This window comes from Cupriavidus sp. CPT47-8839-RL05A, from assembly GCF_058792255.1.
In genome coordinates this window covers 89,934-111,265 of record NZ_JBYTEG010000006.1, presented here as the reverse complement: position 1 = coordinate 111,265, position 21,332 = coordinate 89,934, and the positions used below count along the sequence as shown (strand labels likewise).

At 67.6% G+C, this 21,332-nt stretch carries 19 protein-coding genes and 1 pseudogene; 8 read left to right on the top strand and 12 right to left on the bottom strand.

Annotated elements, in window-relative coordinates; translation table 11 throughout:
* Window positions 1-17: 17 nt before the first annotated feature.
* Window positions 18-505 (top strand): annotated as a pseudogene (locus tag AC3WVS_RS08945) (GFA family protein).
* Window positions 506-632: 127 nt separating this feature from the next.
* On the opposite strand, the gene cysK reads toward AC3WVS_RS08945, so the two are convergent.
* Window positions 633-1,550, bottom strand: a complete 918-nt coding sequence (gene cysK / locus AC3WVS_RS08940) for a cysteine synthase A (RefSeq protein WP_436224655.1) — start codon at window positions 1,548-1,550, stop codon at window positions 633-635.
* A gap of 295 nt (window positions 1,551-1,845) precedes the next feature.
* Between cysK and AC3WVS_RS08935 the strand changes: the two genes are divergently transcribed.
* The gene (locus AC3WVS_RS08935; RefSeq protein WP_492318307.1) at window positions 1,846-4,005 is read left to right on the top strand and encodes a glycosyltransferase; all 2,160 of its coding nucleotides are present in this window, start codon (window positions 1,846-1,848) and stop codon (window positions 4,003-4,005) included.
* Window positions 4,002-4,733, top strand: coding sequence for a cellulose biosynthesis protein BcsS (gene bcsS / locus AC3WVS_RS08930; protein WP_152548594.1), 732 nt, complete (start codon window positions 4,002-4,004; stop codon window positions 4,731-4,733). Before AC3WVS_RS08935 ends, bcsS begins: the two co-directional genes overlap by 4 nt.
* A 129-nt stretch (window positions 4,734-4,862) precedes the next feature.
* On the opposite strand, the gene AC3WVS_RS08925 is transcribed toward bcsS, so the two are convergent.
* The 3 genes from AC3WVS_RS08925 to AC3WVS_RS08915 form a co-directional block, all read right to left on the bottom strand.
* Window positions 4,863-5,492 (bottom strand): DUF938 domain-containing protein, encoded by a 630-nt coding sequence (locus tag AC3WVS_RS08925; protein ID WP_035827207.1) that lies wholly within the window; start codon window positions 5,490-5,492, stop codon window positions 4,863-4,865.
* Window positions 5,493-5,566: 74 nt separating this feature from the next.
* Complete coding sequence (locus tag AC3WVS_RS08920; protein WP_492318306.1) at window positions 5,567-6,079, bottom strand: GNAT family N-acetyltransferase; 513 nt, start codon at window positions 6,077-6,079, stop codon at window positions 5,567-5,569.
* A gap of 110 nt (window positions 6,080-6,189) precedes the next feature.
* On the bottom strand, window positions 6,190-8,175 hold the full coding sequence (locus tag AC3WVS_RS08915) for a PhoX family protein (RefSeq protein WP_492318305.1): 1,986 nt from the start codon (window positions 8,173-8,175) through the stop codon (window positions 6,190-6,192).
* Window positions 8,176-8,470: 295 nt separating this feature from the next.
* Here AC3WVS_RS08915 and AC3WVS_RS08910 point away from each other — a divergent pair, with 295 nt between their 5' ends.
* Together AC3WVS_RS08910 and AC3WVS_RS08905 are read left to right on the top strand one after the other, a co-directional pair.
* Entirely contained in the window at window positions 8,471-9,088 is a 618-nt protein-coding gene (locus tag AC3WVS_RS08910) for an IMPACT family protein (protein ID WP_492318304.1), read from the top strand.
* Complete coding sequence (locus AC3WVS_RS08905; protein WP_492318303.1) at window positions 9,081-9,395, top strand: 2Fe-2S iron-sulfur cluster-binding protein; 315 nt, start codon at window positions 9,081-9,083, stop codon at window positions 9,393-9,395. The genes AC3WVS_RS08910 and AC3WVS_RS08905 overlap by 8 nt, the downstream gene beginning before the upstream one ends.
* A gap of 55 nt (window positions 9,396-9,450) precedes the next feature.
* Here the strand turns inward: AC3WVS_RS08905 and AC3WVS_RS08900 are convergent, their stop codons facing one another.
* Window positions 9,451-10,548 (bottom strand): extracellular catalytic domain type 1 short-chain-length polyhydroxyalkanoate depolymerase, encoded by a 1,098-nt coding sequence (locus AC3WVS_RS08900; RefSeq protein WP_492318302.1) that lies wholly within the window; start codon window positions 10,546-10,548, stop codon window positions 9,451-9,453.
* Window positions 10,549-10,681: 133 nt separating this feature from the next.
* Between AC3WVS_RS08900 and AC3WVS_RS08895 the strand changes: the two genes are divergently transcribed.
* The gene (locus tag AC3WVS_RS08895) at window positions 10,682-10,882 is read left to right on the top strand and encodes a DUF3606 domain-containing protein (RefSeq protein ID WP_010810704.1); all 201 of its coding nucleotides are present in this window, start codon (window positions 10,682-10,684) and stop codon (window positions 10,880-10,882) included.
* A 319-nt stretch (window positions 10,883-11,201) separates the two neighbouring features.
* Window positions 11,202-11,951 (top strand): carbonic anhydrase, encoded by a 750-nt coding sequence (locus AC3WVS_RS08890; protein ID WP_492318301.1) that lies wholly within the window; start codon window positions 11,202-11,204, stop codon window positions 11,949-11,951.
* A 58-nt stretch (window positions 11,952-12,009) separates the two neighbouring features.
* Here the strand turns inward: AC3WVS_RS08890 and AC3WVS_RS08885 are convergent, their stop codons facing one another.
* From AC3WVS_RS08885 to czcI, 7 genes are all read right to left on the bottom strand, one after another.
* Window positions 12,010-12,765, bottom strand: a complete 756-nt coding sequence (locus tag AC3WVS_RS08885) for a sulfite exporter TauE/SafE family protein (protein WP_492318300.1) — start codon at window positions 12,763-12,765, stop codon at window positions 12,010-12,012.
* Between the two features lie 12 nt (window positions 12,766-12,777).
* A complete protein-coding gene (locus AC3WVS_RS08880) occupies window positions 12,778-13,134 on the bottom strand; it encodes an antibiotic biosynthesis monooxygenase family protein (protein WP_492318299.1) in 357 nt (118 codons plus the stop codon).
* Between the two features lie 27 nt (window positions 13,135-13,161).
* Entirely contained in the window at window positions 13,162-14,286 is a 1,125-nt protein-coding gene (locus AC3WVS_RS08875; RefSeq protein WP_492318453.1) for a cytochrome P450, read from the bottom strand.
* Between the two features lie 152 nt (window positions 14,287-14,438).
* Complete coding sequence (locus AC3WVS_RS08870; RefSeq protein ID WP_492318298.1) at window positions 14,439-17,615, bottom strand: CusA/CzcA family heavy metal efflux RND transporter; 3,177 nt, start codon at window positions 17,613-17,615, stop codon at window positions 14,439-14,441.
* Between the two features lie 13 nt (window positions 17,616-17,628).
* Window positions 17,629-18,897, bottom strand: coding sequence for an efflux RND transporter periplasmic adaptor subunit (locus AC3WVS_RS08865; RefSeq protein WP_492318297.1), 1,269 nt, complete (start codon window positions 18,895-18,897; stop codon window positions 17,629-17,631).
* Between the two features lie 16 nt (window positions 18,898-18,913).
* Window positions 18,914-20,185: a TolC family protein gene (locus AC3WVS_RS08860; protein WP_492318296.1), complete on the bottom strand. Its 1,272-nt coding sequence runs from the start codon at window positions 20,183-20,185 to the stop codon at window positions 18,914-18,916.
* Between the two features lie 94 nt (window positions 20,186-20,279).
* A complete protein-coding gene (gene czcI, locus AC3WVS_RS08855) occupies window positions 20,280-20,654 on the bottom strand; it encodes a cation efflux protein, CzcI family (RefSeq protein ID WP_035827227.1) in 375 nt (124 codons plus the stop codon).
* 285 nt (window positions 20,655-20,939) lie between these two features.
* On the opposite strand from czcI, the gene AC3WVS_RS08850 reads away from it, so the two are divergent.
* Entirely contained in the window at window positions 20,940-21,284 is a 345-nt protein-coding gene (locus AC3WVS_RS08850; protein ID WP_492318295.1) for a hypothetical protein, read from the top strand.
* Window positions 21,285-21,332: the final 48 nt, after the last annotated feature.

Here is a 21,332-nt window from a genome sequence, read left to right as displayed (position 1 = left end):
GTGCAAAGGCCCATGCCATGCATCTCGACGGCTCCTGCCATTGCGGCGCGATCCACTTCTCGCTTGAATCCGATTCACCCAGTCCGTATATGCATTGCCATTGCTCGATCTGCCGCAAGACGGCCGGCGGTGGCGGCTACGCGATCAACATCGGCGGCGACGCGGCCACGCTGCGCGTGCGCGGGCGCAAGCACTGGGCATTTACCACGCCGTGCTGCGCGAACCCGGCAAGCGCGCGCGGCGCTCGCCGGCGCAGCGGCATTTCTGCGTGAAATGCGGCAGCGCGCTGTGGCTTTGGGACCCGCGCTGGCCGGAGCTGGTATATCCGCATGCATCGGCCATCGACACGCCGCTGCCGCGCCCGCCGGAGGTGGTGGAAGCCTCGCTGGAATCGGTCGCGCCCTGGGTCGACGTGCCCAAGGGCAAAGGCCATGTGCACTGCGACACCTGGCCGGAGGAATCGCTGGCGGACTGGCACAAGCGGCACGGCCTGTCGTCGCGCTGAAAGGCTCCCGTTCGGCGTCAATGTGCGGCTCGATGCCGGCTTCGGGCGGCGCACGCGCGGGGTCTACTTCCAGATCAATGAAGCGTTCTGAGCGCCCGGGCCGCAAAGGCCGGGCGCTTGCGTCTGCTTAGGCGGGCAGGAACCCCTCGACGGTCAGGTAGCGCTCGCCGGTGTCGTAGTTGAAGCCCAGCACGCGCGCGTTGGCCGGCAGCTCGGGCAGTTTCTGCGCGATCGCGGCCAGCGTGGCGCCGGACGAGATGCCGACCAGGATGCCTTCCTCGCGCGCGCAGCGGCGTGCCATCTCGCGCGCGGGCTCGGCATCGACCTGGATCACGCCGTCGAGCAACGAGGTATCGAGGTTCTTCGGGATAAAGCCCGCGCCGATGCCCTGGATCGGGTGCGGCGCCGGCGCGCCGCCGGAGATCACCGGCGAGGCCACCGGCTCGACGCCAAAGACCTTGAGCTGCGGCCACTTGTCCTTGAGCACGCGGGCGCAGCCCGTCAGGTGGCCGCCGGTGCCGACGCCGGTGATCAGCACATCCAGCCCCTCGGGGAAGTCATTCAGGATTTCCTGCGCGGTGGTGCGCGCGTGCACGTCGACATTGGCCGGGTTCTCGAACTGCTGCGGCATCCATGCGCCCGGCGTGGCCGCAACCAGTTCCTCGGCGCGAGCGATCGAGCCCTTCATGCCCTTCTCGCGCGGGGTCAGGTCAAAGGTGGCGCCATAAGCCAGCATCAGGCGGCGGCGTTCCACCGACATGCTGTCGGGCATCACCAGCACCAGCTTGTAGCCCTTGACCGCGGCCACCATGGCCAGGCCGATGCCGGTATTGCCCGAGGTCGGCTCGATGATGGTGCCGCCCGGCTTGAGCACGCCACGGCGTTCGGCGTCTTCCACCATCGACAGCGCGATGCGGTCCTTGATCGAGGCGCCGGGGTTGCTGCGCTCTGACTTGATCCAGACCTCGTGGCCGTTGCCGAACAGGCGGTTGATGCGGATATGCGGGGTATTGCCGATCGTCTGCAGGATGTTCTGGACCTTCATGGTGTTCTCCGTGGCGGGCGCGATGCCGCAGGCCTGTAAGGCGCTGGTATCGCAGGATCGAATGACGGGACGATTCTAGAGCAAAGCGCCGTGCAGGCCGAATGCTGGCCAGTGACCGAAATCCCTCGCCCCTGCCTTAAATGGTCTTCATATCAGAAATAAACAACAACCGCCCGATGCGACATCGGGTCGTCAAAGAACTCCCTCTTATGGCACCATGCGGACTAGTCGGATGACTATGCCGACATGCTCTCCGCTTGTAGCTCGACGGGCACCGCGCCCAATGGAAGCCAACATGAAGACAGAGCAGCCCAAACGCTATATCGCCTGGCTAGTGGCCGTCTATGTGTCTTGCGGATTCGCGTATCTCGCCTGGCGCGTAGGAACCGTCAACATGGACGCGCCGTGGCTGTCTCTGCCGCTGTATGCCGCTGAAGTCTACGGATATCTGAGCGGCCTTCTGTTCGTGCTGATGACCTTCCGGCTCAGCGTGCGGGAGGTAGTACCGCCGCCAGCGGGACTGAAGGTCGATGTGTTCGTGCCCACTTATAACGAGTCCGTGGAGCTGCTGCGTCGTACGCTGCTGGCGGCCACGCGGATGGAGTACCCGCATGTTACCTGGCTACTGGATGACGGCCGGCGGCCAGACATGCGCAAGCTGGCCGAGGATCTTGGCTGCCGCTACCTCGCCCGCGATAACAACTCCCACGCCAAGGCCGGCAACCTGAACCACGCGCTGCAGTTCTGCGAAGGCGACTTCATTGCGATCTTCGACGCCGACCATGCTCCTCGCAAGGATTTCCTGGTGAAGACACTGGGATTCTTCCTCGATGCAGACGTTGCGTTCGTGCAGACACCGCAAGACTTCTTCAATATCGACTCGTTCAACCACCGCATCGGAAAGAAGCGGGTCTGGGATGAGCAGGCGCTCTTCTTCAAAGTCATACAGCGCGGCAAGGACGCACTGAATGCGGCCTTTTTCTGCGGCAGTTGTGCGGTTATCCGACGTTCCGCGGTGGAGAGAATCGGCGGCTTCGCCACCGAGACCGTTACGGAGGATGTTCATACGGCAGTCAAGCTGCACAAGCTGGGATTCAAGTCTGTGTACTACGCCGAATCACTTGCCTTTGGCCTGGCGCCGCACAGCATTGACACCTACCTGAAGCAGCGCATGCGTTGGGGAATGGGATCGATGCAGGTATTCCGGCGCGAAAGAATTCTATTCAGCCGGGGCCTGACGCTGGGCCAGCGACTCAATTATTTCGCGTCGGCACTTTTCTTCTTCGAAGGTTGGCAGAAGCTTGTTTTCTTTCTGACACCGCCGGCAGTATTTCTCTCGGGCGACCTACCCATAGTCTCATCGCTCAACACCTTCCTGCTGCTGTTCTGCCTGTACTACCTGCTGTCGATGTTGGTTCACCTTGAACTGGGACGCGGCTACAACTCGCTGCTTCTCAGCGAGCAGTACGCCATGACTCGATTCTTTGCCTTCATGTCAACGAGCGTTGGACTGTTTCGTCGCAACATCCCGTTCGCCGTGACCGACAAGCAGCTTTCCGATACAGGCAGGATGTGGCTCTGGATGTCGCCGGTGCTGGCGCTGGCGGGGATTACGGCAATCAGCGTGCCGATAGGCCTGTACCGGATGCATACAGGGAGCATTCCGGTCGGTGCAGGCGTCGTCACGCTCATATGGACCTGCGTGACCCTTCTCACGGCAGCGATGGTGACCGTCTACGCTCACCGCCATGCAAGCAACCGCCGCACCGAGTACCGCTTCCCGCTGCGGCTGCCGATCACGCTGACCCTTGATGGCAAGTCATACCTCGGCTTGACATCGGACCTTTCCCCCAACGGCGCGCTTTACGTCGGGGAACCAATTCCAACGTTATCCCGCGGCGACACGGTAAACATGGCCATCCACCTGCCCAATCTAATCGTGTGCGATGCGGCCGTGGCGACCTTCGTCAACCGAGCTGCGGCGTGGGCGGGAAAGGCCGCGGCGGGCGTCGCCGGGGAGGCCACAGTGGGACTGCGCTTTAACTGGGATGCGCAGGGCAACACCGGCGCACTGGAGACGTTCCTGTACGGTAGTCGGCTGCAGCTCGAAATGGGCAACCTTTCCGAAACCGAGACTCCGCCTCTGACTCGCCTGGCTGAATTGCTGAGCCGCGACGAGGGCGCGCCACTGCTGGCGCAGAACTGGGCGCCGGGACTGCTGATGCAGCCGCTGCGCGCCGGCGTGTTGCCGGTGGTCATCGCCACGATCGAGGGCGCGGCGCCGCTGCTGTTCAGCAGCATCGAACTCGATCTGGACACTGGTGCCACGTTGCGTCGTACCACGGAAGGCAAGGCCATGGAACATACGGTCAGGCTGACGCCCACGGGCAGGCTAGCGACGCCAACCGGCGATTTCCACCTTTACAACATTACGCCGCACGCGACGACGGTATGAAAGAAAAAAGCCGAATGACGCAGGACACGCGCAAGAATATTCGGGCCGACCGTGCTCTCGCCATCGTGACCCTCTGTGGCGCGGCCATGGTCCCGTTGCCGGCCATGGCGGGCACGTTGTTCGGCGGGGCAAGCTTCGCCGGTGGAGGTGAGCGTAGCGAATACGCTGGTGTCACCGGCAATTGGCTGCCGGTGTCCTTCCTCACCCAGAAGCTCGTCGTCAGCGACTACCACTACAAGTACGGCTCGAACGGCACGACGGTGTCAGTGAACGGACAGTCGGCCGAGGCGGCGCTTGGCGTACAGAAAGGCTGGGAGACCGGCTGGGTTGAAGCCACGGCCGGTGCGCGCTATCGCTACAATCGCGTGTCGCCAGAAGGCGCCGATAACCGTGTCGACGGCGGCGAATGGGGCCTGGCATTGACAGTCCTCGGCCAGCAGGAGTTCGCGAAACACTGGGCCGTCAACGGGATCGCGAGCTACAACATCGGGCCCAAGGCGTATTGGGCGCGCGGCCGGATTCTCTACAAGATTTTCGGCGATGCGTGGGCCGGCGCGGAGATCATCAAGCACGGCGACCCGTTTTACCACTCCACGCAGGGCGGTCTGGTGCTGACCGGCATCTCGCTCGGCCAGACCGTGAAGCTTGGCTTCTACGGTGGTGTCAAGAAGACCGGTGGGCAGCCGCGCGCGTTCTATGGCGGGCTGGAAATCAGCAAGGCGTTCTGATGGCGCTGGTGCCGCACACATACGGCTGCGGGAGCGGCGCACGGCGTTGCTGCTGACGGGAACGAGGGGCGCCGCTGAATCCGGGGAAGATCGTCACAGATGCCCCAAAGTGCCCCAACAATACGCTAACTATTTGATTCCATTGACATGGAACGTTAGGCTGAAGTTGTTGGCGGGCATTGGCACCGGCTCGTCGCAGCGCATGCCCTGCGCCTCGCCCAACGCGATCACGGCTTCCATGTCGCGCACGCCCCAGTCGGCATCGGTGGCGCGCAGCTGCGCGTCGAAGGCGGCGTTGCTGGGCGCCGTATGCGCGCCGCCGCGGCGATAGGGGCCATACAGGAACAGCACGCCGCCCGGGCCCAGCAGCTTGCCGGCGCCTGCGAAGAGCGCCTCGGCCGCGGCCCACGGGGCGATATGGATCATGTTGATGCAGACCACCGCATCCGCGGCGTCGATGCCCCACGGCTGGCGGCAGACATCCAGCGCCAGCGGCGCGCGCACATTGGCCAGGCCCGCATGCGCGGTCCACGCGGCGATCGACGCGCGCGCGGCGGCTTCCGGATCGCTTGGCTGCCAGGTCAGTCCCGGCAACGCTGCCGCGAAGTGCACGGCATGCTGGCCGGTGCCGCTGGCAATTTCCAGCACCGTGCCGCTGGCGGGCAGCACTTTGCGCAATACCGCAAGGATCGGCTCGCGGTTGCGCTCGGTGGCGGGCGCCATGCGGCGTGCATCGGGGTCTTGGGTCGAGCCGGTCATGATGGCATGCTCAGCGGGGGAAAGCGCCTAGCGTAGCAGAATCGGCGCGCCGGGGGGCGCGCTGCCGCAGTGCGTCAACGGCGCCCCGGAATCCGGTAGATCAAGCGCTCGAACTTGCGCGTCGTGGCCTGGCCCACGACCGTGCCGCCAAGCGACTCTGCGATCCGGCGGCTGGGCCAGTTCGGTTCGGCCACGGGATAGACCAGGTGCGCCGGCGACAGGTTGTCCTGCGCCCATTGCGCCAGCGCAGTGACCGCTTCCAGGCCGAAGGCATGGCCGTGGCAGTCCTCGCGGATCCAGATGCCGAGTTCCGGCGCGGGCGTGTCGGCATGGTGCAATCCCGCCAGCCCCAGGAACAGCCCGTCGTCGGCACGCCGGATGGTGAGCACGAATTCCGAGCCTCGCGCCATGCCTGCCAGCCAGCCTTGCCACACGGCCTCGAAAGCCGCCGGCGAGGGCGACGGCTCCCAGTCCATGAATCGCGCAAGCGTCGGGGTGATGCAGGCAAACGCCTCGGCTGCATCGTCGCCACGAAAGGGCAGCAGGCTGAGGCGCGCGGAGCGGATGTGCGGAAGCTGGTCAGGCATGACGGGCGGGAGGCTGGGCGTGAACCGGAGTTGCCATGTTAGACGATCGCGCCCCAATAAAAAACGGCGGGCCGAAGCCCGCCGCCCTCATCCTGGCACTGCGCGACGCGTCAGGCCTTGGCCAGCCTGACGCCGGTCGGGTCGCCCGTCAGGTAACCCACGGCGGCACCGAAGCGGTCCTTGTAGTTGGCCATCACCTTGGCTTCAAGCGCCGGCCGCACCTTGTCGTGCAGCGGCGACTCCCAGTCGCCAACGTGCTGGAAGTTGCTCATCACATAAGTCCAGCCGTTGATCTCGTCCACCGCGTGCAGGCCGGTGGATTCGGCGCCGACCGGGCACGACAGCACGCGGCTGAGCACCTTGGTATCGACGTTGTACGCCCACAGGAAGTTGTTGACGTGGGTGTTGCTGTCCTCGCCGACAAACAGCGTGCGCAGCTTTTCCGAGAACTTCAGGTTGTCGGGCGTGGCCACCTTGTCCGGGTTGGCAAAGTTGCCCAGCGCATCCTGCTGCTTCATCTTGCCACCGCCCAGGTCTTCGCTGACCAGCGCGGGCACCGCCGCCATGTCGACCGGCACCCATTCGCTGTTGATGGCCGTGCCGGTCTTGTCGGCCTGGCCGCCCTTCAGGTTCAGCTCATAGACCGCGCCGGAGTACGGGCCTTCCACCTGGATATCACCGGCGTTGGCGGCATTGCCCGTGAGCATGCTCGACTCGATGCGGGACATGGCCGAGTAGGCCTTCTTGTCCTTGATGTTGACCGTGGTGCCTTCCATCTTGGTAAAGCCCAGGCTGCCGCCGACCAGGGCGGCGTAGCGGTGCGTTTCCAGGAACGCCGCGGCCTTTTCCATGCCCGGCATCAGCTTCACCCAGTTCGGCTTGCCGTTGTAGATGATGCGGGTGTAGCTGACGTCAGCGGGATCGGTGGTCCTGACATCCATGATGTCGGCCAGCCTGATGCCGCCGTCGACCAGCGCGCGGATTTCGGCACTGGTGGCGCTGCCCAGCCTGATCCACGACAGCGTGGCGCTGCCCGGCCCCACGCCCGAGGTCTGGTGCCACTTGGCCACGTACAGCGTGCCGGACGACAGGTCGCGGGCGCGGTCGGCGATAAACAGGAACAGGCCGCCGTTGGTGGCATCGTCGCCCATCAGCACGGTGCGTTCGTCGGGCATGACCTGCACCAGCTCATGCGAGATGCGGCCCAGGCAGTAGTGCTTCTTGATGGTGCCGGTGCCGTCCGGGTTGACCGTGACTTCCGGCAGGTGGCCGTAGTTGTAGGCGTTGGCGCGGGCCGGGTCGCCGTACAGGTTCTGGCTGTAGCCCTGCAACTGCGTGACCGCGCTGGCGTTCAGCAGGTCGGTCTCGTACTCTTCGCTCGACAGGTGGGTGTTCCACGGCGACAGGCTGGCGCCGCAGGTGATCCACAGGCCGTTGACGCCCGAGGTATCGACATTGTGGTACTTGACCGGGGTCAGCTTGCCGGTGGCCGGGTCCTGGTCCAGCGTCACCACCGCGATCGGCGACGGCAGCAGGCCGTACATGCTGACATTGCCCTGGTTGCGCGTGGTGTACTCGAACTGCACCACCGCAAACACCGTCTTGCCCTTGATGCCGGGCACGGTCGGGTTGGCCAGGGTCAGCAGCGAGCTGCCGTCCGGCGCGTCGGAGAAGAACTGGCGTTCCTTGCCGGCCACGGAGGTGTCCATGATCGGCTTGTTGTTGATGTCGTAGTAGCCGCCGGCCAGGATGGTGCCGCCCTTGCCGTCGGGCAGGGTGTCGCCGGTGATGAAGAACGGCTGGTAGGCCAGCTTGTAGGTCTGGCTGCTGCCGTCGCTGAACGACACCTTGAGGCTGGAGCCCACCGTGGTGGTCGCCATGGCGTCGGGCGTTGCCAGCGTCGGCGCGCTCATGCCAACGAATTCGGCCGTGGTGAACGTGGCCGCCTGGGCCGGCGGAAGCGGCGCGGCGACAGCGTCGTCGCCACCGCCGCAACCTGCCAGCAGGCTGGTGGAGGCAAGGCCAAGCGGCAGCATCGGCGCGCCGGCCAGGAGCTTCAGGGCCTTGCGGCGGCCTGCATTGGGTTGTTCAAGCATGTTCTCGATCCGGGGAAAAGGAAGGGATATGTTGTTCACTGCGTATTTGCGCCGGTCCTGCGGGCGGGGCCGGGCACCAGTTGGCACAGGCGGGCGGCGGGCGGCATTGCGCATGGCCGTAGCGGATCGTAGGCGCCGTTTGTGACACCAAGTTGACGATACAACACAAAAGCGGTGCTATCGCCCTGGTCCCGGATGCCGCTGCGGTACACTTGCCCTTTGCATCCGCGGCTCCACAGGCGCGGATCCGTTGAATGCCGGCAGCCGCCGTTTCTGCCTCCTTCCGCCCTTCCGCTTGCCCACCTACACGCTAGCCAACCCCGTCCGGGCCGAGATCGAAATCCGCAAGAGCCGCTTCCTGGCGCTGGCGCTGCCCGTTGCCGACCGTGACGCCGCCATGGCGACGCTGCAGGCGCTTCGCGCCGAGCACCCCACTGCCACCCACGTGTGCTGGGCCTTGCTGGCTGGCGGCGCCTCGGGCATGTCCGACGATGGCGAACCTTCCGGCACCGCCGGCCGGCCCATCCTGGAAGTGCTGCGCCACCATGACCTGGACGGCGTGCTGGCGGCGGTGGTGCGCTATTACGGTGGCGTCAAGCTGGGGGCCGGCGGGTTGGTACGCGCTTACACCGATGCCATCGCGGCCGCGCTGAAAACGGCCGAGCGCGTGGAACGCATCGCCTACGGCACCCTGACGGTGTCAGTCGACTACGCCGACGAGCCGCGCGTGCGCCGGTGGCTCGACTACGATGCGCAGCCGGGATGCACGCTGGCCGACACCGCCTATGGCGCGCTGGCCACGTTGGTCCTGCGCATGCCCGCAACCCAGCTCGACGCCGCGCGCGACGCCCTGCGCGACGCGACCCACGGACGCGCCCAATTCCCGGAAGCGGAGGATGAGGACCATGGCTGAACGCGAGCCGGTGGCGCCCGACGACCGCGCGGAATTCACCGCAAGCGTCCTGCCAGGCAATACCCGCTTCGCCGCGCCGGCGGCGCTGAGCCTGCTGGAAGCTGCCTTGCTCGAAGGCGTGGCGCTGCCCAACTCCTGCCGCAACGGCACCTGCCGCGCCTGCGCCAGCCGGCTGCATGCGGGGACGATCCGCTATCGGATCGAATGGCCGGGGTTGAGTCTGGATGAGAGGGATGAGGGGCTGATCTTGCCGTGCGTGGCTTGTCCGGCCAGTGATGTGGTGATTGAGCCTGTCAGTTTGGTGTAGGGCTCAGGCCTGAAGAGAGCCTTAATCACCGTTTGGCAGCGTCAAGACTACGCTCTCACCCCTCAACCGCCAGAAAAAACCGCAACGCCAGCTTCAACCCATCCGGCCCCGCCGGATCGGAAAACGCCTGCCCGCCTGCCCCGCCACTCCAGGCGTGACCCAGCCCCTCGATCCGCACCAGGCGCACGTAAGGCGACTTTCCGTCCATCCAGTCGAACACATCCATCGCATGGCGCATGCCGCGCTGGATGCGCCGTGCCGGCACCGCGGACAGCGCGTGCGCACCCTCCGGCTGCAGGTGCATCCACATGCCCGCCGCGGCGGTGGCGTTGCTGAAGTCGACCACGTGGTCGGCATCGCCATGCAGCAATAGCAACGGCGGCGGGCGGCGCCCTGCCAGCCCGAACCGCAGCGCCTGCATGGCCTTGGCATCGGGCCCACGCCCCCCGCGCATGGCGCGCGCTGCCTGGGCGGCATTGGTGGCGCTCCATGGCACCGCGCCGGAGTGCGACCCCACTGCGGCAAAGCGTTCCGGATAGCGCAGCCCCAGCATCAGCGCCATCGCGCCGCCCGCGGACAGCCCCAGCACGCTGATGCGGTCCGCGGCAACCGGATGGCGGCGGCAAGCCTGGTCGACCAGCGCCATCAGCAGCCCGGCTTCGACGCTGCCCTGCGCGGCGGGCCGGAACCAGTTCCAGCAGCGCTGTGCATTGGCCTGCGAGGTCTGTTCAGGCAGCAACACCACCCAGCCGGCTTCGCGCGCCACCGCGGCGGCGCGCGTGACCGCGGCAAAGCTGGCGGCGTCCTGGCCGCAGCCATGCAGCAGCACCAGCATTGGCGCGCGCCGCGACGCCGTGACGCCGGCCGGCACGAAGATGCGGTAGCGGCGCGGTGCCACTGGCGCGCCCCATGCGCCTTCTTCCCAGCGCCCGCTGCCGCGGCTCTGCGGCGCCTGCACCGGCGATACCACGCCCGACAGTGCGCGCTGCGTGGCGGCGGTGACTGCAGCCGATTGCTTCACCGCGTTGCGCACGATGGCCTCGGTCATCGGCCTGGTCAGGTTCTGGTTGACGGCGCGCTGCATGCGGCGCGCATTGCGGGCAGCAGCCTTGTTCAGCGTGGACCAGAGTTTTGCACCGGATGAGCGGGGCATGCGGCGTCCTGTCGGCCTGGGTAACCCGTACATCATATGCGCAAGCCCAGGCCCACCTTGCATGCAACGCGTGCCGGATGACTGCCTACAATGCAAGGGCCGTGTCGCCCCGAGACATGGACAGGAGGCAAGCATGAGCGATGTGACAAACGAGTTCAGGCCTTTGGATCCTGGCCGCATCAACCTGATGGATCCGCTTGAAGTGCAGTACTGGTGCCGGGAGCTCGGCTGCAGCACCAGTGACCTGGAGAACGCCGTCGATGCCGCGGGCGACCATATCTCCGCGGTACGCGCGCAACTGGAATCGAACCAGGCCGGCGCGCGGCCTGGCTGAAATCCCGAGACAAACGGTGGCAGGCAGGCATCCCCGGCTGAGCGGGGATGCCTGTGGCGGCCTGCGCCTTCAGCGGCCACGTGAGATGTCGGCGCCGTCCATGACGGCATGCGCGGCACGCATCAATCGCATGCGTGCATGCAGTCCATACTCTTGTTAAGCGCTGTGCAGACCGGAATTCAGCAATGCCTTATTCGCTGGACGGCAGTTTTGCTGCATGATTTCCGGCCCGGGCAAAAGACCCGGCACTCAAGACTGGGACAGCTTGATTACACCATGTCGGAAAACAAGGGGTTACCAACACTAGGACGCATCGACAATGAACACCAGGCTGCCGATTATCACGGTTTGCACCGCCTTGCTTGCACCTGCCGCGTGGGCCGGCAATGACCCGCACTGGAGCTACGCCGGACCGACCGGCGCCAGCCACTGGGCCAAGCTCGACCAGGACTACAAGACCTGTGCGCTGGGCAAGCACCAGTCGCCCATCGATATCCGCACCGGCAAGGCCCAACCTGCCGACCTGAAGCCGATCGGCTTTGGCTATGCCGCGGCGCCCGCCACCGTGGTCAACAACGGCCACACCGTACAGGTCAACCTGCCCGCAGCGGGGCAGATCGAACTCGACGGCGTGCCCTACAAGCTGCTGCAGTTCCACTTCCATACGCCCAGCGAAGAGAAGATCAACGGCAAGAGCTATCCGCTGGTCGCGCACCTGGTGCACCAGAATGCAGAAGGCAAGCTGGCGGTGGTGGCGGTGCTGTTCAAGTCCGGGCGGGAGAATGCGGCGCTGAAACCGGTCTTCGCGAGCCTGCCGGCCAAGGCCGGCGAGTCGCGCGAACTGACGGCGCCGCTGGATGTGGCGGCGTTGCTGCCGGCCCGGCAGTCGTACTGGGCCTTCTCCGGCTCGCTGACCACGCCGCCGTGCAGCGAGGACGTGCGCTGGCAGGTGCTGAAGACCCCGGTGGAAGTGTCGCCGGCGCAGTTGGCCGCATTCCGCCGGCTTTATCCGATGAACGCCCGCCCGGTGCAGCCGCTGAACGGCCGCACGGTGCAGGCCAGCCGCTAACTGCGCACTGTTTGCTCCCTCTTCCGCTTGCGGGAGAGGGAGCAAACCGGCAGCGTGCTTAGGACAGCCCGCGCAGCGCCAGCTCGCCGCCCAACACCAGCAGCCCGCAGAAGAACAGCTTGCGGAAGCGCTCGGCGCTGATCCGGTGGCGCAGCCACTGGCCCAGGAACATGCCGCCGAGCGCCGGCACCAGCGCCAGCGCCGAGGCGCCCAGCACCGGCATATGTAGCAGCGACCCGCCCATGGCCAGGCTCACCGCCAGCGCAATGGTCGATACCGTGAACGACAGCCCGAGCGCCTGCACCAGGCTTTCCTTGTCCAGCCCGAGTCCCTGCAGGTAAGGCACGGCGGGAATCACGAACACACCGGTCACCGCCGTAATGCCACCCGTGACCAGCCCGGTCAACGGCCCCAGCCACCGCTCCGCCCCCGCCGGCACCACCAGCTTCACCGCTGCCAGCCCGACCACCGCGTACAGCACCAGCGCCACACCCAAGGCCGAGGTCGCGTGCGTCATCATGCCGGCCGGCACCCATGCCGCGCACAGCCAGGTGCCGGCGCAGATCGCCACCAGCATCGGCCACAGCCGTTGCATCAGTTGCCCGAAGCGCGGGCCGCTGAACAGCTGCACCACGTTGGTCACCATCGACGGCGCCACCAGCAGCGCCGCTGCCTGCGCGGGCGGCATCACCAGCCCCAGCATGCCCACCGCGACCGTGGGCAAGCCCAGGCCCACCACCCCTTTGACAAAGCCTGCCAGCAAGAATGTCAGGCCGATAAAGGCGGCTTGGGTGGCGATTGCTTCCATCGTCATCGCTGCTCCCCCTCAGCCCGCCTTGTGGTCATGCACCGCGCGGCTGTCCGCCGGCGCCTGGTCGCGCTCGTTCAGCCCGTAGTCGCGCAGCACCTGCGCCACGCGCAGCCGGTAGCCGGCAAACACGCCGCCGCGACCGGACGCCTGCGCCTGGCGATGCGCCAGCGTATTGCGCCAGGCGATCACCGCGGCCTCGTCGCGGAAGAACGACAGCGACAGCAGCTTGTTGGGGTTGGTCAGGCTCTGGAAGCGCTCCACCGAGATAAAGCCGTCGATGGCCTCCAGCTGCGGGCGCAGGTGCGCGGCGATGTCGAGGTAGTTGTCCTGCCGGCCCGGCGCGGGCTCGACTTCGAAGATGACTGCGATCATGTTGTCTCCTGGGGGCAATGGCGGGAATCAAAGGAAATGCGGAATGCGTGCGTTCAGCGACGGACGATAGCGGAATGCCTGCGCCAGCGCGGCCGGGTCGGCCCCACGCGCACGCAGCGCCGCCACCATGGCGGCAGCCAGCGCCTGCGCCAGGCGGTCGCCGGGACAGGCATGGCGGCCGTGGCCGAAGGTCCATGGCCGTTCGCCGGCCGCGGCACCACTGCACGACGCCGCGGCCAGCAGCACCAGCACCGCGTCGCCGGCCTTGACGGCGTGGCCGCACAGTTGCGCATCGGCGGCCAGGAAGCGCCGCGTATTCTGCACCGGCGGATCCTCCCGGGCGACCCGTGCCACCACGGCATCGAGCGGCAGCTCTGACTGCGTCGTGTCGCGACCCAGCCGCAGCAGCGTATTCCCGGCCAGCGCCGCGGTAGCTTCGCAGGCTTGCACCAGCAGGCCGATGATGTTGGCGGCGACCGCCTGCGCGTCGATGCCGGCGGCACGGGCTGCCTGCCGCAGCGCCGGCAGCGGCCCTGCGCCGTCCGCCGCATCGGCAAGCCAGTGCCCCAGCCATTGAGCGGCCTCGGCGCCTGCGCGCACGGCCGGTGCATCGGCCAATGGCGACTGCGCGCCGGCGAAGGCCGCAACCCGTTGTGCGGCTTCGGCCGCGCTGCTGCCTTCGTTGGCAGCCGGCAGGCCGAGCAGGTCGGCGACCGTGATGACCGGCAGCGTGAACAGCCAGCGATTGATGCACTCGCCGGACATGGCGGCCCAGGACGCTTCGCCGGCATCGAGCACCGCCGCCAGCACCGTCGCGCGCTGCGCCGCGGCGGCCGGGTCGATACCCGCCAGCATCGGCATCAGCAGGGCCTTGAGCGGCGCGTGCGCGGCGCCGTCGTTCATCCGGATCAGCCGGCCGAACAGCTCGCCGGCGGCGGTGCCGGCCAGCGCGGGCGGCACCGGCTGTGCGGGCGGCCGCACGCGGCAGTCGGGGTGGGCAAGCACGTCGGCCACTTCCCGCGCGCCGGCGGCAACCCACAGGCGCAGGCGGTCATCGCGGAAGAATGGCTGGCTGGCGGCCAGCTCCCGGTAGTACGGGTACGGGTCGGGATGGGTGACGGCGCTGAGCGGATCGATATCGGTATCGGGCATGGCGGCACAGTGGATGGAAGTGCTGAGTCCTTGCAGCGAACCCAGCGCCCGGGGGCTGGCGGACAGTCGCATCATGCCCCCGCGGCGCAGGCCGAAGGTTCATGGTGACATGAACTATCGAATGCAATGGCGCAACACCGCCGCACCCTGGCTCACGCATCCATTCGCGCCAGCTCCCCTTCCCCTTGCGCCGCTTGCGTCGCCGCCTCGTCGTTCCGGTGCGCCAGCCGGTACAGCACCGGCAACACCAGCAAGGTCAGCGCCGTCGACGACAGGATGCCGCCGATGACGACCGTCGCCAGCGGGCGCTGCACCTCGGCACCCGTGCCCGTGGCCAGGGCCATCGGCACGAAGCCCAGCGACGCCACCAGCGCCGTCATCAGCACGGGGCGCAGGCGCGTCAGCGCGCCGTTGCGAATGGCATCATCAAGGCCCAGGCCTTCCTCGCGCAGCGAGCGGATAAACGACAGCATCACCAGCCCGTTGAGCACCGCAACGCCGCACAGGGCGATAAAGCCCACTGCCGCCGAGATCGACAGCGGGATACCGCGCAGCCATAGCGCCAGGATGCCGCCGGTCAGCGCGAACGGGATACCGGTGAAGACCAGCAGGCCGTCCTTGACGTTGCCGAACATGGCGAACAGCAGCACGAACACCAGACCCAGCGCCAGCGGCACCACCACGCGCAGCCGCGCGGTGGCGGACTGCAGCTGCTCGAAGGTGCCGCCCCAGCTGGTCCAGTAGCCCGCCGGGATCTGCACGCGCGCGCGGATCGCGGCCTCGGCCTCGGGCACGAAGCTGCCGATATCGCGCCCGCGCACATTGGCGCTGACCACGATGCGGCGCTTGCCGTTCTCGCGCGAGACCTGGTTGGGGCCCGGCGCGATCTCCACGCTGGCGACTTCGCTCAGCGGGATATAGCTGGTGCGCGCCGCGGCTTCCTTCGGCAGCGGCACCGGCAGCCGCTGCAGCGCTTCCACGTCCTCGCGCACGGCATCGGGCAGGCGCACCACGATGTCGAAGCGCCGGTCGCCGCTGAAGAAGGTGCCCGACACCTTGCCACCGATGCCGATCGCCACCGCATCCTGGATATCGCTCAGGTTCAGGCCATAGCGCGCCGCCTTGTTGCGGTCGATCTGCACCGTCAGCATCGGCAGGCCGGTGGTCTGCTCGACCTTCACCTCGGCCGCGCCGGGGATGCCCTGCAGCACTGCCGCGATGCGATTGGCGGTCTGCTCCAGCACCGCGTTGTCGTCGCCGAACACCTTGACCGCCACGTCGGAGCGCACGCCCGAGATCAGCTCATTGAAGCGCAGCTGGATCGGTTGCGAGAATTCATAGTTGTTGCCCGGCAGCTTGCCCACCTCGTCGCGTATCGCGGCGATCAGCTCGTCGCGCGTGCGGCGCGGCTCGGGCCATTGCGACATGGGCTTGAGCATGATGTAGCCGTCGGAGATATTCGGCGGCATCGGGTCGGAGGCGATCTCCGCGGTGCCGGTGCGCGCAAAGATGCGCTCGATCTCCGGGAACTTGGCCTTCAGCGCGGTTTCCACCTGCTGCTGCATCGCCACGGATTGCGTCAGGCTGGTGCCGGGGATGCGCAAGGCCTGGATCGCCAGGTCGCCTTCGTTGAGGCTGGGCACGAACTCACTGCCCAGCCGCGTGGCAATGGCCAGGCACAATGCCACCGCCACGCCGGCAAACGTCAGCACCACTGGCGTCGCGGCCAGCGAGCGCTCCAGCAGCACCGCGTAGCGGCGGCTCGCCCAGGCCATCAGCCGGTTCTCGCGCTCGGCCACGCGGTTGCCGATGAACAGCGCCACCGCGGCCGGCACGAAGGTCACCGACAGCACCATCGCGCCCAGCAGCGCCAGCACCACGGTGAAGGCCATCGGGTGGAACATCTTGCCCTCGACCCCGGTCAGCGCAAAGATCGGCAGGTACACCACCATGATGATGAGCTGGCCGTACAGCAGCGGCCGGCGTGCCTCGCGCGCCGCGGCAAAGACTTCATGCAGGCGTTCGCCGCGCGTGAGGGGCCGGCCGTGGCGCTCCTGCGCATGCGCCAGCCGGCGCACGCAGTTCTCGACGATCACCACCGCGCCGTCGACGATGATGCCGAAGTCCAGCGCCCCGAGGCTCATCAGGTTGGCGCTGATGCGGTAATGCACCATGCCCGTGAAGGTGAACAGCATCGACAGCGGGATCACCAGCGCGGTGATCAGCGCCGCACGCAGGTTGCCAAGGAACAGGAACAGGATGGCGATCACCAGCACCGCGCCTTCCAGCAGGTTCTTCTTGACCGTGGCAATGGCCTTGTCGACCAGCGTGGTGCGGTCGTACACCGTGACGGCCTGCACGCCCTTGGGCAGGGTGCGGTTGATCTCGGCCATCTTGCGGTCCACCGCCTGCGACACCGTGCGGCTGTTCTCGCCGATCAGCATGAACACGGTGCCCAGCACCACCTCGCGGCCGTTCTCGGTGGCCGCGCCGGTGCGCAGCTCGCCGCCGGTCTGCACGGTGGCCACGTCGCGCACGCGGATCGGCTGGCCCTGCGCGGTGCCGACGATCACGTCGCGGATATCGTCGAGCGAGCGCACCTGCCCCGGCACGCGAACCAGGTACTGCTCGCCGCGGCGCTCGATATAGCCGGCGCCGACGTTGTCGTTGTTCTTCTCCAGCGCGCTCACCACATCGGCCAGCGACAAGCCGTACGACGCCATGCGCTCCAGGCTGGGCGCGACCACATAGGCGCGCGCATGGCCGCCGATGGCATTGACCTCGGTCACGCCGGGCACGTTGCGCAGCTGCGGGCGGATCACCCAGTCCTGGATCTCGCGCAAGTCCGCGAGCGTGTAGGGCGTGCCGTCAGGCTTGCGCGCACCGGGGTCGGCCTCGACCGTCCACAGGTAGATCTCGCCCAGCCCGGTCGAGATCGGGCCCATCGCGGGCGTGATGCCGGCAGGCAGCTTGTCGCGCGCTTCCTGGATGCGCTGGTTGACCAGCTGGCGCGCAAAGTGGATATCGGTGCCGTCGCGGAAGATCACCGTCACCTGCGACAGCCCGTAGCGCGACAGCGAGCGCGTCTGCTCCAGCCCGGGCAGGCCCGCCATCACGGTCTCGACCGGATAGGTGATGCGCTGCTCGGTCTCCAGCGGCGAATAGCCCGGCGCGGCGGTGTTGATCTGCACCTGCACGTTGGTGATATCGGGCACCGCATCGATCGGTAGCCGGGTGTAGCTGTACAGGCCCAGCGCGGCCATGCCCAGCACCGCCAGCAGGACCAGCCAGCGTTGCTCGATGGCAAAGCGGATCAGGCGTTCAAACATGCGTGCCTCCCGCTCAGTGCTCATGCCCGGCGCTGGCTTTGCCCAGCTCGGACTTGAGGACGAAGCTGTTGGCCGCGGCGTAGCGCGCACCGGCCTGCAGGCCCTCGGTCACCTCCACCAGCTTGCCGCCGGCGCGCCCGGTCTTGACCGGCTGCACCGCAAACCCGCCCGGCACGGCGATGAACACCACGCTCTGGCCGTCGACCTGCTGCACCGCGTCGGCCGCCACCGTCACCGGCACCTGCGCCGGCGCGCCCAGCACGCTGACCGTGACGAACAAACCCGGGCGCCACGCCATGCCGGGATTGGCCAGCGTCACGCGCGCCTTGGCCGTGCGCGTCTGCTCGCCCAGCAGCGCGCCGACGTAGGACACCTTGCCCTCGGCCTGCGTGTCCGAGGCGCTCGAGCGCACCGTGACCGCTTCGCCCACGCGCACCTGGTCCAGGTCACGCGCGGACACCACGAACTCCGCCCACACCGAACTCAGGTCCGAGACCGTGAACACGCTGGTGGCTTCCTGGACCGCTTCGCCCAGCGCCAGGTGCTTCTCGACCACGATGCCATCGAACGGGGCACGCAGCGCAAACTGGTTCAGGCCGCCGCCCTTGCCCGCGCTGTTCTCCGTGGCGCCGATCGCGGTCAGCTTCTGGCGCGCGTTCTGCACCGCGATCTGCGCTTCCTCCAGCGCCGTGCGGGCCTGCTGGTAATCTTGCTCGGCGGAGATCTTCTCCTGCCACAGCGTCTTCTCGCGCGCGTAGGTGGCACGCGCCAGCGCCTCGCGCTTCTGCGCCGCCAGCAGTTCGCTGCGCTGTTCGGCCAGGGTCGTGCTGGCGAGCAGCGCCAGCACTTCGCCCTTGCGCACCTGCTGGCCAAGGTTGGCCGGCACCGCCTGCGCCACGCCCGCCACGCGCGGCACCACGTGCGCGGTGCGGTCTTCATTGAAGCGGATCTCGCCGGGGAAATCGACGCTGCTGCGCAGCGGCGCAGCGGCGGCGGCGGCAATGCCGATGCCGGCCTGCTGGATCTGCGCGGGCGTCAGCGCGATCAGGTGCGGCTTGCCTTCGCCTTCCGGTTTCGCCGCGGGGACGCTGGCGTCAGCGTGCGCGGCCGCCTTGTCTTCTTCCTTGCCATGTTCATGCTCCTCGCCATGCTCGGCATGCCCGTGCCCGGCCTCGCCGCCAGCGCTGCCGCCCTTGCCGGTGAACAGGATCGCCGCGCCGCCCAGCAGCCCCGCGACCAGGATGGCCACCACGGCGGCCCGTTGTTGCTTGCTCATTGCCATGTCTGCAGCTTCCGTATCAGTGTCCGAGGATGCGGTCGATGCTGGCCGCCGCGTCATAGGCGCGGGCCAGCACGTCCAGGTAGCGGATGCGCGCCTGGAACAGCGTGCGCTGGGCATCCAGCACATCGAGGAAATTGAATTTGCCGGCCTCGAACCCGCGCGAGGCGGCGGCATAGGCCTGCTCCGCCGCGGGCAGCACCGAGGCCTGCAGCGTCTGCGCCGCGGCGCGCGATACCGACAGCTGCGTCGACGCCTGCTGCAGCTCACCGACCAGGCGGATGCGCGTGGCCGCGTGCGTGTCCTGCGCCTTGTCGGCGCGGCGCAATGCGGCGTACAGGTTGCCCTGGTTGCGGTCAAACAGCGGCAGCGGGATCGCCACGCCCAGCACGGCCATATTGCGGTTGGCCTCGTTGTCGCGCTTGGCGCCCAGGCTCACGGTCACGTCGGGGTACTGGCGGCTACGCGCCACGGCGACTTCGGCGCGGCTGCGCTCGGCCAGGAGGCGGCTTGCCGCCAGCTGCGGCGAGTCTTCCAGCGCCGCTTGCAGCGCTGCCGGCGCGGGGCGCGAGGGCAGTGCATCAAGGTCGCCCTGCGCCTGCGCAAAGTGCGGCACGGCATTGCCCCACAGCGCGGCCAGCGACTGCCGTGCGGATTGCAGCGCGCCGGTGGCCTCGGCCAGTTCCAGCTCGGCATTGGCCTGTTCGACCCTGGCGCGCGCTTCTTCCAGCGGCGCGACCTTGCCGGCGGCCACGCGCCGCCCGGCCGCCGCGGCCGCCTTGCTGGCGATGCCGACCGAGCCTTCGGCGAGCTTGACGCGCTCCTGCGCCACCAGCACGCCAAAGAAGCGCGCGATCACCGCGGCGCGCAGCTCGGCGCGTGCGCCGCCCAGCTCGGCCTGCGCCAGTTCGCGCCCGCGCTCGGCCACGCCGATGCGCGCGGCGCGCTTGCCGCCGAGTTCGATCGGCAGGTTGATCTGGCCGGTGGTGGAGCGCGTGGCCTTGCGCGTGTCTTCCATCGACACGGCCAGTTCGGGATTGGGCAGCACGCGCGCCTGCGTGACATCGCCCTCGGTGGCGTCAAGCTCCTTGCCCGCCGCGGACAGCGCGAAGTTGCCGGCTTCGGCCAGCGCCAGCGCGGCGTCGAGCGTGAGCGTGCCGGCAGGCTCTTGGCCCGGGGCCGGCGAGGATGCCGATGGCTGCGCCATGGCAGGGGGCGGCGTCTGCGCGACGCCATGGATCGGGCTGGATAGGACGGCCGCCAGCCCAAGCGGCAGCAAAAGTCTTCGCATCGAATTGCACCAGGAAAGAAACCGGGAGAATTCGGCGAGACGCCTGACGTCAGGGACTCAGGAAGACCAGGAAATGGAAGCGTCGTCTCGCCGGCTAGGCAAGACGCGGCCACTGCGGACGGTCTGGCGCCCGCGCACTGTGCGAAGAGAAGCTGGGCTGCGGCGCCGGTGGCGCCAGTTCCACCCGGCGCATGGCGTGCACGTCGGGCGCGTCGGCCCGTGCAAACGGCAGCGAAGCGATATGGCAGACGCCGCAGTCGGGATCGGGCAGGCCGAGCTTGGCCTTGTCCTGGGCCTTCTGCGCGGGCTGGTCCTGCTTGCCGCTGTCGGCCTTGTGCTGGTGCTCATGGTGCCCGAAATGGGCCTTGGCCGAAGCCGCCACCTCATGCCGGCAATACGCGGCGGCTCCCGCCCAGGCGAACTGGAGCGGCAGGACGAGCGCAAGAAGGATGAGGATGAGCCGTTGCATAGGGGAAGTGGCAGTTGCCCTGGGCGCCTGGCATCAGGCGACGGGGGATTGCAGCGAGCCGCAAGTTTAACCGAGCCGCGCCGGGCATTCCGGCGACGGGGTCATTACATTTGCGTCATGCCATGGGTGGTTTCCGCCCTCGCCCGTTAATTCAATTTTTTTGAATAACTTGTCCGGCAACTGGCCTGCTTCCGTCTCGATGGCGCTCCTATAGTTCTGTACATGAACGGCACGCACACAACGCAAAGCCTTCTGACAAATTCAACGAGCTTAAGGAGAACCATCATGACCAAGACCACCCGCCTCGCTACCGCCCTGCTCCTGTCGCTGGCCGCCCTGGGCGCCGCGCAAGCCGCCACCGCCGCCGAGCAACTGCCCGGCGACAAGTACGGCTACAGCTTCCGCAGCACCGTGCCCGGAGACAAGTATGGTTATGAGTTCCGCAGCCATGATGTGTTCACGGAAGGCGCCCGCGTCGGCAAGGCCGATCCGTTTGTCGACGGCGCCCGCACGGTGGCCGGGCTGGACCGCAGCGGCGTGTCGACCGCCCCCGCGCGCAGCTTCGACACCTATACCGAAGGCAGCCGCGCTGGCCGCTTCGACCCCTACGGGGAAGGCGCTCGCGCCTGAGCGATGCCGGCACCCAGCCAGCAAGAAGGCCAGCGGCTCCGCTGGCCT

What these genes read in the sequence shown, in the direction of transcription:
- AC3WVS_RS08935 (WP_492318307.1), top strand. Translation starts at nt 1,846, where the DNA reads ATGAAGACAGAGCAGCCCAAACGCTATATCGCCTGGCTAGTGGCCGTC.
- AC3WVS_RS08925 (WP_035827207.1), bottom strand. Translation starts at nt 5,492, where the DNA reads ATGACCGGCTCGACCCAAGACCCCGATGCACGCCGCATGGCGCCCGCC.
- AC3WVS_RS08915 (WP_492318305.1), bottom strand. Translation starts at nt 8,175, where the DNA reads ATGCTTGAACAACCCAATGCAGGCCGCCGCAAGGCCCTGAAGCTCCTG.
- AC3WVS_RS08895 (WP_010810704.1), top strand. Translation starts at nt 10,682, where the DNA reads ATGAGCGATGTGACAAACGAGTTCAGGCCTTTGGATCCTGGCCGCATC.
- czcI (WP_035827227.1), bottom strand. Translation starts at nt 20,654, where the DNA reads ATGCAACGGCTCATCCTCATCCTTCTTGCGCTCGTCCTGCCGCTCCAG.
- AC3WVS_RS08865 (WP_492318297.1), bottom strand. Translation starts at nt 18,897, where the DNA reads ATGGCAATGAGCAAGCAACAACGGGCCGCCGTGGTGGCCATCCTGGTC.
- AC3WVS_RS08890 (WP_492318301.1), top strand. Translation starts at nt 11,202, where the DNA reads ATGAACACCAGGCTGCCGATTATCACGGTTTGCACCGCCTTGCTTGCA.
- AC3WVS_RS08885 (WP_492318300.1), bottom strand. Translation starts at nt 12,765, where the DNA reads ATGACGATGGAAGCAATCGCCACCCAAGCCGCCTTTATCGGCCTGACA.
- AC3WVS_RS08920 (WP_492318306.1), bottom strand. Translation starts at nt 6,079, where the DNA reads ATGCCTGACCAGCTTCCGCACATCCGCTCCGCGCGCCTCAGCCTGCTG.
- cysK (WP_436224655.1), bottom strand. Translation starts at nt 1,550, where the DNA reads ATGAAGGTCCAGAACATCCTGCAGACGATCGGCAATACCCCGCATATC.
- AC3WVS_RS08870 (WP_492318298.1), bottom strand. Translation starts at nt 17,615, where the DNA reads ATGTTTGAACGCCTGATCCGCTTTGCCATCGAGCAACGCTGGCTGGTC.
- AC3WVS_RS08900 (WP_492318302.1), bottom strand. Translation starts at nt 10,548, where the DNA reads ATGCCCCGCTCATCCGGTGCAAAACTCTGGTCCACGCTGAACAAGGCT.
- AC3WVS_RS08905 (WP_492318303.1), top strand. Translation starts at nt 9,081, where the DNA reads ATGGCTGAACGCGAGCCGGTGGCGCCCGACGACCGCGCGGAATTCACC.
- AC3WVS_RS08875 (WP_492318453.1), bottom strand. Translation starts at nt 14,286, where the DNA reads ATGCCCGATACCGATATCGATCCGCTCAGCGCCGTCACCCATCCCGAC.
- AC3WVS_RS08860 (WP_492318296.1), bottom strand. Translation starts at nt 20,185, where the DNA reads ATGCGAAGACTTTTGCTGCCGCTTGGGCTGGCGGCCGTCCTATCCAGC.
- AC3WVS_RS08850 (WP_492318295.1), top strand. Translation starts at nt 20,940, where the DNA reads ATGACCAAGACCACCCGCCTCGCTACCGCCCTGCTCCTGTCGCTGGCC.
- bcsS (WP_152548594.1), top strand. Translation starts at nt 4,002, where the DNA reads ATGAAAGAAAAAAGCCGAATGACGCAGGACACGCGCAAGAATATTCGG.
- AC3WVS_RS08880 (WP_492318299.1), bottom strand. Translation starts at nt 13,134, where the DNA reads ATGATCGCAGTCATCTTCGAAGTCGAGCCCGCGCCGGGCCGGCAGGAC.